The sequence below is a fragment of the Sphingomonas metalli genome (assembly GCF_014641735.1).
GTDB lineage: Bacteria > Pseudomonadota > Alphaproteobacteria > Sphingomonadales > Sphingomonadaceae > Sphingomonas > Sphingomonas metalli.
Genome location: NZ_BMIH01000004.1, coordinates 127568 through 141627, shown reverse-complemented (window position 1 = coordinate 141627; position 14060 = coordinate 127568). Strand labels below are relative to the sequence as shown.

General features: G+C 68.8%; 13 protein-coding genes. 8 read left to right on the top strand and 5 right to left on the bottom strand.

What is annotated here, in order from left to right; translation table 11 throughout:
• Positions 1 to 79 precede the first annotated feature (79 nt).
• Positions 80 to 547, top strand: coding sequence for an Lrp/AsnC family transcriptional regulator (locus IEX18_RS14975; protein WP_188659560.1), 468 nt, complete (start codon positions 80 to 82; stop codon positions 545 to 547).
• Between the two features lie 63 nt (positions 548 to 610).
• On the top strand, positions 611 to 1039 hold the full coding sequence (locus IEX18_RS14970) for a DUF3291 domain-containing protein (protein WP_188659559.1): 429 nt from the start codon (positions 611 to 613) through the stop codon (positions 1037 to 1039).
• A 4-nt stretch (positions 1040 to 1043) separates the two neighbouring features.
• Here the strand turns inward: IEX18_RS14970 and IEX18_RS14965 are convergent, their stop codons facing one another.
• Positions 1044 to 1550, bottom strand: coding sequence for a thiamine phosphate synthase (locus IEX18_RS14965; protein ID WP_229664620.1), 507 nt, complete (start codon positions 1548 to 1550; stop codon positions 1044 to 1046).
• A gap of 22 nt (positions 1551 to 1572) precedes the next feature.
• Here IEX18_RS14965 and IEX18_RS14960 point away from each other — a divergent pair, with 22 nt between their 5' ends.
• From IEX18_RS14960 to mauJ, 3 genes are all read left to right on the top strand, one after another.
• The gene (locus IEX18_RS14960; RefSeq protein WP_188659557.1) at positions 1573 to 2241 is read left to right on the top strand and encodes a YggS family pyridoxal phosphate-dependent enzyme; all 669 of its coding nucleotides are present in this window, start codon (positions 1573 to 1575) and stop codon (positions 2239 to 2241) included.
• Positions 2241 to 2912, top strand: coding sequence for an HAD family hydrolase (locus IEX18_RS14955; RefSeq protein ID WP_188659556.1), 672 nt, complete (start codon positions 2241 to 2243; stop codon positions 2910 to 2912). The genes IEX18_RS14960 and IEX18_RS14955 overlap by 1 nt, the downstream gene beginning before the upstream one ends.
• Before the next feature lie 352 nt (positions 2913 to 3264).
• A complete protein-coding gene (gene mauJ, locus IEX18_RS14950; protein WP_188659555.1) occupies positions 3265 to 4599 on the top strand; it encodes a methylamine utilization protein MauJ in 1335 nt (444 codons plus the stop codon).
• Between the two features lie 295 nt (positions 4600 to 4894).
• Here mauJ and IEX18_RS14945 read toward each other — a convergent pair whose 3' ends face one another.
• Positions 4895 to 6754, bottom strand: a complete 1860-nt coding sequence (locus IEX18_RS14945) for an ABC-F family ATP-binding cassette domain-containing protein (RefSeq protein ID WP_188659554.1) — start codon at positions 6752 to 6754, stop codon at positions 4895 to 4897.
• Positions 6755 to 6807: 53 nt separating this feature from the next.
• Between IEX18_RS14945 and IEX18_RS14940 the strand changes: the two genes are divergently transcribed.
• From IEX18_RS14940 to IEX18_RS14930, 3 genes are all read left to right on the top strand, one after another.
• Entirely contained in the window at positions 6808 to 7536 is a 729-nt protein-coding gene (locus IEX18_RS14940) for an energy transducer TonB (RefSeq protein ID WP_229664619.1), read from the top strand.
• Between the two features lie 241 nt (positions 7537 to 7777).
• Complete coding sequence (locus IEX18_RS18660; protein WP_229664618.1) at positions 7778 to 8692, top strand: PEPxxWA-CTERM sorting domain-containing protein; 915 nt, start codon at positions 7778 to 7780, stop codon at positions 8690 to 8692.
• Between the two features lie 153 nt (positions 8693 to 8845).
• On the top strand, positions 8846 to 10594 hold the full coding sequence (locus IEX18_RS14930) for a family 43 glycosylhydrolase (RefSeq protein ID WP_188659553.1): 1749 nt from the start codon (positions 8846 to 8848) through the stop codon (positions 10592 to 10594).
• A gap of 239 nt (positions 10595 to 10833) precedes the next feature.
• Here IEX18_RS14930 and IEX18_RS14925 read toward each other — a convergent pair whose 3' ends face one another.
• From IEX18_RS14925 to IEX18_RS18820, 3 genes are all read right to left on the bottom strand, one after another.
• Positions 10834 to 11826, bottom strand: coding sequence for an amidohydrolase family protein (locus IEX18_RS14925; protein WP_188659552.1), 993 nt, complete (start codon positions 11824 to 11826; stop codon positions 10834 to 10836).
• Positions 11827 to 11903: 77 nt separating this feature from the next.
• Entirely contained in the window at positions 11904 to 12776 is an 873-nt protein-coding gene (locus IEX18_RS14920) for an SGNH/GDSL hydrolase family protein (RefSeq protein ID WP_188659551.1), read from the bottom strand.
• A gap of 219 nt (positions 12777 to 12995) precedes the next feature.
• Positions 12996 to 13637 (bottom strand): DUF5694 domain-containing protein, encoded by a 642-nt coding sequence (locus tag IEX18_RS18820; RefSeq protein ID WP_308419354.1) that lies wholly within the window; start codon positions 13635 to 13637, stop codon positions 12996 to 12998.
• Positions 13638 to 14060 lie beyond the last annotated feature (423 nt).

Genomic DNA, 14060 nt, shown 5'->3' with positions numbered 1-14060 from the left:
CGAATATCCTGCCGATTGATCGCAGGATCGTGCAAAGTGATGAGCATCATCACAGACCCTTTCAGGAATTCCATCGATCATGCCCGATTCGCTCGACGCGACCGACCGCGCGATCCTGCGCCAGCTGCGCCTCAACGCGCGCCAGTCCAATGCGGAGATCGCCAAGGCGGTGGGCCTGTCCGCCTCCGCCTGCCACCGGCGCATCCGGCTGATGGAGCAGGGCGGGGCGATCCGCGGCTATACGGTGCTGACCGGCCCGGCCGAGGAGGAAGGGGGCATGGTCGACGTGCTGGTGCAGGTGACGCTGGAACGGCAGACCGAGGACTATTTGGCGCGATTCGAACATGCCGTGCGCCAATATCCGGAGATCCGCGCCTGTTTCCTGATGACCGGTGGGGTGGACTATTGGCTGCGCGTCCAGACCGACAGCGTCGCCGCCTATGAGGCGCTGCACGGCGAGATCCTGTCGCGCATGCCGGGCGTGACGCGGATCAATTCGAGCATCGCGATGCGCGACGCGCTCCACCCGCGGCGGCGGCGGGGCTGAACGCGGCGGATTGCGCGCGCCCCGCCGATCGGCGAGGGTGAGGCCGCGGCAGGAGACAATGCGATGGGCTTCGTCAGTGTCACCCGGTTGCGGCTGCGGTCGGTCCGCTTCCTGCCGGGCTTCGCCTGGCATACCCGCCGCACGCTGGCGCAGATCCGCGTGGCCGAGGGCTATCGGGCCGGGCAGCTGCTCGCCGACCGGCGCTTCGCCTTCTGGACGGTGACGCTGTGGCGCGATCCGGCCGCGATGCGCGGCTATATGGCGAGCGGCGCGCATCTGCAGGCGATGCCGCGGCTGATGCACTGGTGCGACGAGGCGAGCGTCGTCCACTGGCCGAGCGAGGCGGACGGGCTGCCGGACTGGGACGAGATCGACCGGCGGATGCGGGCCGAGGGGCGCCCGTCCAAGGTGCGGCACCCGACGCCGGACCATGCGGGCCTCGGCTATGCGCCGCCGCGCACGACCGGCGTGGTGCCGATCGCGCGGCGCTGACGCGTCACGGCAGCCAGGCATCGATCGCCGCCCAGCCGCCGAAGCCGAGCGTACGGATGCGGCGGTAGCGGCGGGGCGTCATCCCGCCGAGCGCGATCATCGGCAGGCCGCTCCCCCGCGCCATGCGGGCGAGGCGGGCGGGGCCGGTCGCCGGTGCGCCGGGATGCGAGCGGGTGGGGAAGGCGGGGGAGAGGACCAGCAGCCGCGCGCCGGCCCTTGCCGCCGCGCGCACCTCTGCCCGGTCGTGCGCGGGCCATGTGAGGGCGTGGGGCACGCGGCCGTGCGTCCCCGCCGCGCCGGGGAGCGGCGGGTCGGCGGCGACGAGCAGCAGCCGGCGCGCCTGCGCGATGCGGCGGACGCGGCGGAACAGGCGACGGCGCGCGGCGGGCGGGGTGGCGTGGTGGCGGAAGATCACGCCGCCGCCCGGCGGCACCCGCGCGAGCATCGCCCAGAGCGCGTCGCCGACCCGCTCGTCGGTCACCAGCCAGCTCTCGGGGTATCGGCGCGCCACGGCCCCGCCTATAGCGCCGCGCATGACCCAAGACGACAGTGGCGCGCGGCTGCAACAGGTGACCGCGCAGATTGCCGCGGCGGCGAAGACCGCGGGGCGCGAGCCCGGCAGCGTGACGCTGGTGGCGGTGAGCAAGACCCAGGCCGCGGACGCGATCGAACCGCTGCTCGCCGCCGGGCAGCGCGTGTTCGGCGAGAACCGCGTGCAGGAGGCGCAGGCCAAATGGCCGGACATGCGCGCGCGCTGGCCCGATGTCGAGCTGCACCTCGTCGGCCAGCTCCAGTCGAACAAGGCGACCGATGCGGTGGCGCTGTTCGACGCGATCCACAGCGTCGACCGGCCCTCGCTGGTCACGGCACTGGGCGCGGCGATGGCGAAGAGCGGGCGCCGGCCGCGCTGCTTCGTGCAGGTCAATATCGGCGACGAGCCGCAAAAGGGCGGCTGCGCGGTCGCCGACCTGCCGGCGCTGCTGGCGACGGCGCGCGAGGCCGGGGTGCCAATCGCGGGGCTGATGGCGGTGCCGCCGGCGGGGGTGGAGGCCGCGCCCTATTTCGCGCTGCTCGCCAAGCTGGCGCGCGACCAGGGGCTGGCGGAGCTGAGCATGGGCATGTCCGACGATCTGGAGACGGCGGTGATGCTGGGCGCGACCTATGTGCGGGTCGGCACCGCATTGTTCGGGGCGCGCGGTTGATGTTCCGGCCCGACGCGATCCTGTTCGACTTCGACGGCGTGCTGGTCGAGAGCGAATATGAAGGCAACCGCCACGTCGCCGAATGGCTGACCGCGGCGGGCCATCCGACCACGCCGCTCGACGCGATGACGCATTTCATGGGCCTGTCAGGGCAAGGCTTTCTCGACGCGATCGCGCGGCATATCGGCGGACCGGTGCCGGAGGAGTTCGCCGCGGCGCGGACGATCGAGAATGAGCGGGTGCTGCGCGAGGGCGTGGGCGAGGTGGCAGGCGCGGTCGCCTTCGTCCGCAGCCTGCCCGCCGATCTGCCGCGGGCGATCGTCTCGTCGAGCACCACGGCGTGGATCGACGCGCATCTGCGCCATATCGGGCTGCGCGAGGCGTTCGGCCCGCACCTCTATTCGGGCAAGGAGCATGTCGCGCGCGGCAAGCCGGAGCCCGACCTCTATTGGTATGGCGCCAAGGCGCTGGGCGTCCCGATCGAACGCTGCGCGATCATCGAGGATTCGCCCGTGGGGGTGACGGGCGCGGCGAAGACCGGGGCGTTCGTGGTGGGGCTTTGCGCCGGGCGGCACTGCGCGGTGGACCATGGCGAGCGGCTGACGGCGCTGGGAGCGGATGCGGTGGCGGGGGATTTCGGCGAGGTGGCGCGGGTGCTGGGGCTGGGGTGAAGTGCTTCGCGCGGAGGCGCGGAGGGGGCGTTATTATGAAGGGGGCGGCGGGACCGCTGTTCGCTCCAATGTAGGTGCGCTGAAGCAAGGGCGTGTGGGCTCTCTTTTCAGGTAAGGGCGATGACCAATTCCGCCCACTTGCCGACGATCCACGTGCGCTTAGGATCCGCCGATAACACCGACGTCTACGCTACCCGAAACTTGGCGCTGGTTCAGGTATTAGCGAACAGCTTAGACTGGGACAGTTGCTGTCTGGCCGCTATTGGGCGACTTATCGCGCAAGGCAGCCCCTCGGAGAGCCACGACCTAAAGGCGCTGGCGATGTGGCGCTGATTGCGGGGAACATCGAGCGATGATCAACCTGAAGATGAAGTCGCTCAACGAGATCGTCGCTGACACACCCGGTCTATTAGTAAGCGGCGAATGGGTGTGCTTGAATATTGATACTCGTACCGCTTGGCCGACGAAACCACAATTCTTCGCGTTCGAAGGATGCCAAGTTTGGATCATGCCACTCACAACAGACCACTATCCGGGGCTAGCCACGAGCAAGCCCGCCGAAATGGACCGCGATGAGTGCTTCGCTCTCCTTCATCGCGCGTTGAGCCTTTTGGCTTGGCAGCAGGATACGGGGGCAATGGTCGTCCATATGAGCGGCGGGGATTTGCCACGCATGATGGGACGCCAGCAATCGACCGGAAACGCGATCCTCGATGAGTTTGACTTATCTGACTTGCCGGTATTTGAGAACGGCCCTCAAAAATTGGCCTTGGCTCTGGTTCGCGAAGGCCGCGGCCTGAACCATCCGGGCTATTCCTTTTTGTCATTTTATCGTGCGCTCGAAACCGCAATCCCCGACGGACCAGCGCGGGGCAATTGGGTGACGGCAAACATTGTTCGTGTTGAGGGACACCGCGCAAAGGATGCACTCGAAAAACTCAAAGCGAACATTCAAGGCGATATTGGCAAGCATCTCCGAGAATCCGGTCGGCATGCAATCGCGCACGCGAAAGCCGATCCCATCATCAACCCCGATGATCCGCGCGACGCCCGGCGATTGGAGGCGGAACGGCCGATCATAGAAGCGTTGGCCGTACTCGCTATCGAAGACCATCTCGGGATTCAGACAAGGCATAAAGCTTGGCGCGAGCACCTGTATGAGTTACGCGGTTGGAAGCGCATTCTACCGCCTGCAGTCATTCAGGCCAGCGTGCTCCCAGAGCCTCCAGACCTGCAGGCTAATGTCGATCTTCCTACGATTAATTTTCGATTGCGGCGCAGCGACCCGTTCCCACTGCTAAAGGGGTTGATGCCGGTGCATGCCGGGTTGACCAATCAGCGTATTGAACTGGTGTATCGCAGCGTCGACGGCTTGGCCGAAATCGTGTTTTGGCTGAACTTCGCGGACGAACGCCTCGAGTTTGACCTCGACCATAGCTTCCAGCTCTATGACGATGGCAGCGTCGCTGCCGCCAAGAATGGGAAAGAGCGCTGCCAGTTTGTTTGGGACTATTTCGGTAATGGAGAAATTCAGCTTTGGGATGCGGACTACGGCGCACTGATCTCCCGAGTCGATGCCTATATTCCTCTGAACATGATGGCGAACTTGGACGGCCATGTGGCGGAGCTCGCGGCGTGGGACAAGTTCATTGCAGACCGTGAGCGCGCTGTGAACGCTGACGGGTAACGGCAAGCGCCATTTGGCGGCATCTTCCAAGGGGGTAAGATGCTTGCCGAACGACCGGAATGGAGCGTCAAGCTGCCGTAGAAGCCGGCGTGAATAAATGGCCGCAACGGCGCCCCACTGCTCCAAAGCGGCCATTCCGCTCTCCGCCAATACAGGACATTCCTAGTTAACCACAGTTCCCTAAAGGATCAGTTTGGTCATTAGCGGTGGGACCATATCCCGCCGTCGTCCGGCGGCGGCCGACATGGCTTGGCAGGCAATGTTTTAAGGCTACCCAGACCCTTTCCGCCCCCCCTCACACCGTCTCCAGCGCCTCGCTCGCCTCCAGCCATGTCGCCTCGGCCGCCTCGATCCGCGCGGTCAGGTCGGCGCGGCGTTTCATCAGGTCGGTCATGGTGAGTTTGGCCAGCGCGGGGTCGGCGCCCTTGGGGTCGAACATCGCCTGGTCGATCGCGCTGCGCTGCGCGGTCAGCTTCTGGAGTTCGGCCTCGGCGTCGCGGGCCTGTTTGCGCAGCGCCTTGTCGGCCTCGCGCCGGCCGGCGGCGGCCTTGCGTTCGTCCTTCTTGTTCGCCTTGGGCTCGGCCGCCGGCTTGCCGTCGCCGGCGAGGATCAGCGCGATATAGTCGTCGAGGCTGCCGTCGAACTCGCGCGCGGTGCCCTGGTCGACCAGCACCAGCCGGTCCGCCGTCAGCTCCAGCATGTGGCGGTCGTGGCTGACCAGCAGCACCGCGCCGGTATAGGCGTTGAGCGCCTGGACCAGCGCCTCGCGCGCATCGACGTCGAGATGGTTGGTCGGCTCGTCGAGGATCAGGAGGTGCGGCGCCTCGCGCGTGACCAGCGCCAGCGCGAGCCGGGCGCGCTCGCCGCCCGACATGGTGCCGACGCGCGCGGTGGCGCGGTCGCCCGAAAAGCCGAAGCGGCCGAGCTGCGCGCGCACCGCGGCCGGGCTCGCGCCGGTCATCACCCGGGTCATGTGCGCGAGCGGCGTGTCGTCCGCCTCCAGCTCCTCGACCTGATATTGGGTGAAATAGCCGACCTTCATCTTGCCGGTCGCGTTCATCGCCCCGTCCATCGGCGCGAGCTGCGCGGCGAGCAGGCGGGCGAGCGTCGTCTTGCCGTTGCCGTTGCGGCCGAGCAGCGCGATCCGGTCGTCCGGGTCGAGCCGCAGGTTGAGCCGGTGGAGGATCGGCGTGTCGCCATAGCCGACACTGGCATGGTCGAGCGTGATCAGCGGCGGGCGCAGCTCCGACGGATTGGGGAAGTCGAAGCTGAGCGTCGGATCATTGGCCAGCTCGGCGATCGGCTGCATCTTCGCGAGCATCTTGGCGCGGCTCTGCGCCTGTTTGGCGGTGGAGGCGCGGGCCGAGTTGCGGGCGATATAGTCCTGCAGCTTGGCGCGCTGCACCTCCTGATTGGCGCGGGCGGCGGCGATCTGCGCCATGCGCTCGGCGCGCTGGCGTTCGAACGCGTCATAGCCGCCGACATAGAGGGTCACCTTGCCGCCCTGGAGGTGGAGGATGTGATCGACGACATTGTTGAGGAAGTCGCGCTCGTGGCTGACCACGACGATCGTCGCCGGATAGGTCTTCAGGAAATCCTCCAGCCACATCACCGCTTCGAGATCGAGATGGTTCGAGGGCTCGTCGAGGAGGAGGATGTCGGGCTGGGAGAAGAGCAGGGCGGCGAGCGCGACGCGCATCTTCCACCCGCCCGAGAAGCTGTCGAGGCTGCGCTGCTGCATCTCCGCATCGAAGCCGAGGCCGACCAGGATGCGCGCGGCGCGGGCGGGGGCGGCGTGCGCGTCGATCGCGATCAGCCGCTCATGGATGTCGCCCAGCCGGTCCATATCCTCGCACCCCTCCGCCTCGGCGAGGAGCGCGGCGCGCTCGGTATCGGCCGCGAGCACCGTGTCGAAGGGGGTGGCGTCGCCCGCCGGCGCCTCCTGCGCGATATAGCCGAGGCGCGCGCCGCGCGGCATCTCGACCGCGCCGTCATCGGGTTCGAGCAGGCCGGCGACGACCTTGACCATGGTCGACTTGCCGGCGCCGTTGCGCCCGATCAGCCCGACGCGACTGCCCGGCGGCAGCGCCGCGGATGCGCCGTCGAGGATCGTGCGGCCGCCGAGGCGCACGGTGATGCCGTTGAGGTTGAGCATGGGCCGCCGATAGCAGGCTTGTACGCGGTGCGGGAGTGCCCAGCTATAAGCCTATGTACGGCGAGCATATTCCGCGCCGGGAGCGGCTGGGATCGGCGGCGCTGACGGCGCTGCTGACGGTGGCGGTCGGCTGGGCGCTGGTGAGCGGGCTGGCGATGCGCGGAACGGGCGGGGCGGAGGAGAGCCTGGCGACCTTCGACGTCACGGTGCCGCCGCCGCCGCCCGCGCCGCGGGTGGTGCCGGAGCGACGGCATGTGTCGCGGCCGGAGGGGCGCGCGGCGCCGGCGGGACTGCGCTCGCAGGCGACCGAGATCGTCGCCCCGCCCGTGCCGGCGATCGTGCCGCCGCCGGTCGTCGCCGCCCCGGTGGCGGGGATCGGACGTGCGGCCACGCAGGGGGCGGCGGTACGGCCCGGCCCCGGTCCCGGCGCGGGCGGTCTCGGCGACGGACGCGGCGCGGGCGGCGACGGAGACGGCGATGGCGGCGGCTGGGGGGCCGAAACCGAACCGCATTATCTGAAGGGCTATCTGACCTTCCAGGACGGCGCGGACGTGATCGGGGAGGCGGTGATCGGGCGATCGATATCGGTCAAGTGTATCCTCCTCGTCAATACGAGATTGACGGAATGCGAGGCCACCCGGTCGACCGGCTATCCGGCGCTCGATGCGCGGATCCTCAAACTGGTCGAGAAACGCTTCCGCTACGCCCCCTGGCGCGACGGGCGCGGCCGGCCGGTCGAGTCGACGGTGCTGGTCGATTATGCGTGGACCGAGGAGGAGTGAGGACGGAATCGTCCGTGCGGATTTTTCCTGAGCCGAGCCGTATCGTGCACAACCGCCGACGACAGTGCGCGGATCGTACCTGAGTCCGCTCGAGCGGCAGGATCAGGTTCAAGATCTGAGTCGGTCATTACGCTTACGCAATGAGTGTTGTTCGACTTTAGGACGGTCGCTCGAGAAAATTGGCCTCTTGTCAGCATCTTGATTCAGTTTACACCGCGTTTACCACACGGGGGAGGAACTAGTGAGCAAGTTGATGCTGGTCGCAGCGCTGGTCGCTGCATTGCCGACGTGCGCCTTCGCGGCGACGACCGAGAATACAAGCCTGCAGAATATCAACGGCGTCTATGGGGCGGGCGTCGCATCCACCGAAACCGATGCCACGGGCACGCGGACCACGGTTGTCGGCCCGGCAGGGGGCGCCAATCGCGCCTCTGGTACCCTGACGACCGGTCAATGGTATCAGGCGAATGTCGGCGGTGGCGGCACTGTGGGCATCACCACGGACTTTGCCCGCAGCGGTAACGGCTCCGCCTTCTTCTCGACGACCTCGGGAGACAGCAAGGCCGACCTGCAATATTATATGAGCGCACCCGTGGCACTGTCGTCGTTGAGCAGCATCTCCTACGACTTCTATCGCAGCAGTGCGTCCACCGTCTCGAGCGGCCTTGCGCCGGTCATGCGGATGGACATCGCCAAGAACGGCTCGTTCGCAGGCTCGCTGGTGTTCGAGAATATCTATCAGCAGCAGCAGGCCGCGCCGGTCGATGCCTGGACGACGCTGACCGGCGATCTGAACAGCGGGATCTTCTGGGCGACCAACGCGGCGCTGGGGCCCACCTTCGCCAGCGCCAATGGCGGACAGAAGACCCTGTCGCAGTGGATCGCCGACAATGGCGGAGCCGACCTGACCGTCTACGGCATCAGCATCGGCGTGGGTTCCGGGTTCAATAATGGTTCGACGAACGCGGGCACGTTCCGCGGCGGCATCGACAATGTGAACCTCAGCTTCGCGGGCGGCCAGACCATCTCGACCAATTTCGAGGTGGCGACCGCCGTACCCGAGCCGGCGACGTGGGGCATGATGCTGGTCGGTTTCGGCATGATCGCCGCAACCGCACGCTACCGGCGCAAGTCGATCGCGGCATCGGTCGCCTGAACCGACGCGACCGGAGCGGAGAAGCCGTCGACGGTGAGTCGGCGGCTTCTTCGTACAGGTGCCCCAGTCCTACAGCTTATCTCGGCTTGCCCCGGTTTATTTCTCAGAGTAATCCGCCGGAGCATGTCGCGACAGGGCGGCGGGGAGGGGCGGATGACCGGGCGGAGTTGGGCGGCGGCGGCGGCGGTCGTCGCGTCGGGGCTGATGGCGGGGCTGGCGGTGCCGGGGGCGGCGCAGACGGTCCAGGCGCAGGGGGACCGGGCGCGGGTCTATGCCAATCCGATCGACCTGCCCTATCGCTTCCAGGCGCCCTATCCCCCGTTCAGCGAGCCGCGCATCCCGTTCCGCGAGGCGGCGGACCCGATGGTGGTGGCGTTCAAGGGCGAATACTGGCTCTTCGTCTCGCACTCGCTCGGCTATTGGCGATCGACCGACCTGCAGCACTGGCGGTTCGTCAGGGCGAGCGGCTATGCGGTCGAGAAGTTCGCGCCGACCGTGGTGGCGATCGACGGGCGCCTCTATCTCGCGACCAGCGAGGACGTGCCGCGGATCTGGACGACCGACGATCCCGGCTCGGGCCGCTGGACGGTCGCGGCGGAGCTGCCCGGCGGGTTCCAGGACCCGTGCCTTTTCCTGGACGATGACGGGCGGCTATACGTCTATGACGGGCTGAGCCCGACCGCGCCGCTCAACGCCGCCGAGCTCGACCGCAAGACCTTTCGCACGCTGCGCCGCGTGACCCTGCCCGCCTCGCGCGACAAGGCGACGCGCGGCTGGGAGGTGCCGGGCAACGCCAACGAGCTGGTCGACAACCCCTCCTATATCGAGGGGGCGGCGATGACCAAGCATGACGGCCGCTACTATCTCGAATATTCGGGGCCGGGGACCGAGTTCAAAGGCTATGCCAACGGGTTGCTGACCGCGACCGCGCCCATGGGGCCCTTCGCCTATGCTCCCTATAGCCCGTTCGCGGCCAAGCCCTCGGGCTTCATCACCGGGGCGGGGCATGGCGGGACCTTCCAGGGGCCGGGCGGGGCCTGGTGGCATGTCGGCACGATGACGATCTCGCGCCGGCATATCTTCGAGCGGCGGCTGGGGCTGTTCCCGACGCGCTTCACCGCCGGCGGCGAGATGGTCGCCGACACCTATCTGGGCGACTATCCGCATTATTACGACGGCGCGCGCGGGCTGACCGGCTGGATGCTGCTGTCGCGCGGCAAGCCCGCCACCGCCTCCTCGTCGCTGCCGGGCTTCGGCCCCGAGCGCGCCGCGGACGAGGATGTGCGCAGCTGGTGGTCGGCGGCGAGCGGCAGTGCGGGGGAATGGTACCGGCTCGACCTCGGTGCGGGGCGTACGGTCGAGGCGGTGCAGGTCAATTTCGCGGACCAGGATGCCGACACGGTGGGAATGAGCCGCGGCGGCTATCGCTTCGCGGTCGAGGCGTCGGACGACGGCAAGGCCTGGCGCGCGATCGTGCCCGAAAGCCGGACGGGCGCGGACACGCCGCACGCCTGGTTCGTGCTGCCGCGGGCGACCGCGGCGCGCTTCGTGCGGGTGCGCAACCTCGCCAGCCCCAACGGCGCGAAATTCTCGCTCTACGACCTGCGCGTGTTCGGCCATGGCGCGGTGCCGCTGCCCGGGCGGGTGACGGAGGCGAGCGCCGTCCGCGACGCCGCCGATCCGCGCCGGGCGAGCTTCCGCTGGGTGAAGGTGGCGGGGGCGGACTTCTACATCGTCCGCTACGGCATCCGCCCCGACCTGATGATCCAGAGCCAGCAGGTCTATGGCGATACGCAGGTCGCGGTGCGCAGCCTGAATGCGGGCGTGCCCTATGTGTTCACCGTCGATGCGGTCAACGAGCGGGGGATCACCCCCGGCGGGCCGGCGCAGCCGGTGCGGTGAGGGCTGGATCGCGATGACACAGGATCGATCCGCCCCCCCCCTGAAGGGGAGCGCTGCATAAGCCCCCGCCATGCCCCGAAAGCACCGTCACCCCAGACCTGTTCCGGGGGCCACCGTGCCAGAAGATCAAGTGCCTGATCGTATGCGGACCGGTGGATGCCGGAACAGGTCCGGCATGACGGATGCATCTTGCGACGATCCCTGAGGGGGAGGGCGGTTCCGTCCTGTCCCGTGCCGCCCTATCCCTCGATCCGCAGGAAGCGGGCGGCATTGTCGTGCAGGATCAGGCGTTTCTGCCGGGCGGAGAGGAAGGGGACCGTCTCGATCCGGCGGATCGCCACGGGGATCGCACCGGGCCAGACCATATTGTCGGACCCGAACATGATCCGCCGCTCGAACCCCGCCTCGACCAGGCGGCGCAGATAGGCGTGGAAATGTGCGGGCGGATAGGCCCAGTCGAGCACCGCGACGTCGACATAGACCTGCGGATGGGCGAACATCAGCGCGATCATCGCATCGGCGAGCGGCCAGCCGGCATGCATCACATAGACGCGCAGCCGCGGATGGCGGATCAGCACCGGCTCCAGCCGCAGGGGATCGCCGAGTGCGGCGCGATAGCCGGGCGTGGCGAAATAGGCGGTGCCGGGCGGGCCGGGACCCATATGGATGCCGACCGGGATGTCGAGCTCCTCGGCCAGCGCATAATAGGGCTCGAGCCGGGGATCGTCGGGCGCGATGCCGGCATATTGGGTCGTGATCTCCGACAGGGCGGCGAGCCGCCCGGCGGCGTGGAGCGCGCGCAGCTCGGCAATCGGCGGCAGTTCCCCGCTGCTGCCGAAGCCGCGTGCGGGTAGGATATGGCCCTCGGCGTGGCTGCGGTAATCCTCGACGGTGGCGGCCGCGCCGCCCGCGAGCGCCAGCACCTTGTGGCGCTTGAGCATGGCGATGCCGCGGTCGCGCAGCACCACGGGATCGGTGGGGGACGCCAGCACGGTGCGGCAGGGCGGCGCGCCGGTGAACCATTGCAGATAGGCGTCGATGTCCGCGCCCGGGTCGCGCGGCGCCCATTCCTCATAGGGCCCGCATGCCTTGCCGCCGGGCGGCCCCTCGTCGTCCGGCCGGTCGGCGTGGAAATGCATGTCGATCACGGCATAGCGTGGCGGCGCCTGCGCGGCGGCGGGCGCGGCGGCGAGCAGCGCGGTCGCGACGAGCGTGGCGATCCGGTCGAGCATCGACGTTCCCCCTGTGTCCCCGCTGCGACTGTCGCGCGGATGCGGGCCGGGGGCAAGGGCCGGAGAGCTGCCTCGCCTTATGCCCCGCAGGCGCCGTCGCTGGCGATGGCGTCATGCGCCGCCCGTTGCAGCGCGCGGGTCTCGGCGGGGGAGAAGCCCAGGTCGGCGGCGGCGCGTTCGCGGTCGCCGAGCGCCAGCGGGTCGCGACCGGTGACGCGGGCGAAGAGGACCAGCGCCTCGAGATAATAGCCGTAGCTGCTGGCATGATAATGGTCGAACGACCAGAGCGGCACCCGGCCGAATGCGATCCCGTCATAGGGGTCTTCGTCCGCCGCGCCGGCGCGGATCGCGCAGGTGAAGGCCTGTCCGACCGGCGCGACGCGGGCGCGCGCGGCCCCGGCGGCCCGGTCGGCGGCGCGGCGCAGGTCGTTGGCCATGGCCGCGACGCCGCTGCCGGTCCAGCGCCCGCCGGGCTGCGCGTCGGGGGCGAGCGCCAGATCGGGTCGGGTCCAGGTGGCGGTCAGCGTGATCGCCACCGACGGATTGCGGGCGCGGAGCATCGCGGCGAAGCGGTGGGCATCGGCGATATAGGCGGTCGCGTCCCCCGGCCGTTGCGGGTCGAGCGTGCTGTATTCCTGGAGCACCACCGCATCCCAGGCCCGGTCGACCAGGGGCCGGCGGTTGGCGAGGTGCCAGCCGAGCGTGCGGCCCGGCGCGGTTTCCAGCGACACCTGCCAGTCGAGCCCGGCCTGCTCGGCGAAGCGGCGGAACAGGCCGGGGACGCCGCCGACCCCCTCGCCGTTGAGGTCGGTGACGCGATCGGCATCGAGCACCCGCACCGGCGAATTCGCGCCGAAGGTGAAGCTGTTGCCGACGAACAGGATCGTCTTCGCCGAGGCCGGCGCGGCCGTGCAGAACGCGACGGCGAGGAACGAAGAGAGCGGCTTCATCACCGCCATCCTAGGCACGATCGGCGGGCGGGGGAATGGGCGGCGCGGCCGGCTCATCCACTTGGCCACGGTCGTCGCCCCAACGCCGGCCGCGGCCTGCTGCGACGCCTGCGTCATGCCGATACCCGCAGAGTCCAGCCTCCGCGGGGATGACGGCGTTTATGCGAAGGTCTCGCCTTTGCCGGAATGACGTCCGCTTCGGTGCGGATGGACCGCGGTCTAGCGCAGGAAGGCGGCGGTGTCGGTCAGGCGGACGTCGTGCATCTGGTTGAGATAGGCCTCGTAATAGCCCTTATGCGAGGCGCCGACGATCGCGAGCAGGCGCATGCCCGGATAGCGGCCCAGCACGTCGCGGATATTGGCGACCATGCGCAGATTGCGCGTCTCCCAATAGCCGACATAGCGGCGCCCCGCCTGGATCGGCGAGCGCTCGACCAACGCGGCGCCGAAGTCCGACCGGAAGGCGAGCATCGGCGCGTCCGGTGCGTTGAGCCAGCGATAATAGGCGAGCACGCCGCCGGGCTGGGCCAGGCCTGCCATGAAGCGCGTGTCCGCCGCCAGTCGCTCCCGCGTTGCCGGATTGTCCCAGGCGCGCGTGATCGCGTCGCCATAGGCCTTGGCGGCGGCGGGATCGTCGCCATCGGGGGTGTCGGCGCTATGATCATCGACCGACCAGAGCCGTTCGAGACCGAGCCGGGCGGCGAGCGTGGCGCCGATCATCGCCGTCTCGTTGGGCCGGGCGGCATAGCGGACGACGCCCGCAACGAGATCGTCGGTCAGGCCGTCGCCCGCATGCCGTTCGGCCACCGGCAGGCGAAGCCACTGGACGAGCGCCGAACCCGGCTCTCCCGCGGCGAGCATCACGGCGATGAGATGGCGCCGCTCGGCGGGGGTAAAAGGACAGGGCGGGCGCGGCAAGCCGTCGTTCCATCTCGGCATAGGCGGTCGGCACGTCGAGGCCGGTCGCCCGGTGGGCGGCGGCGGGATCGTAGCAATAGGTCTCGACCGTCTCCCTGTAGCGCGACGGATACCGACGAAGCATGTCGCATTGCGGACCCGACAGATCCTCGGTCGCGATGCCGGTCGGTCGCCAGCCGGCGAGCCGGTCGAGGAGAGGCTCGAGCAGGGCGGGATCGAAGGGTTTGGGCAGGCCGGAGAGATGCTGCGTACCCAGTACCAGCACCTGATTGGGCGCGCCGGCCGGCGGACCTTTCAGCGTCTCCGGGCGAAATTCGGGGCGATAGCCCTGCGCCGTGGCGGCCATGCCGGCGGCGAGGAGGGCAA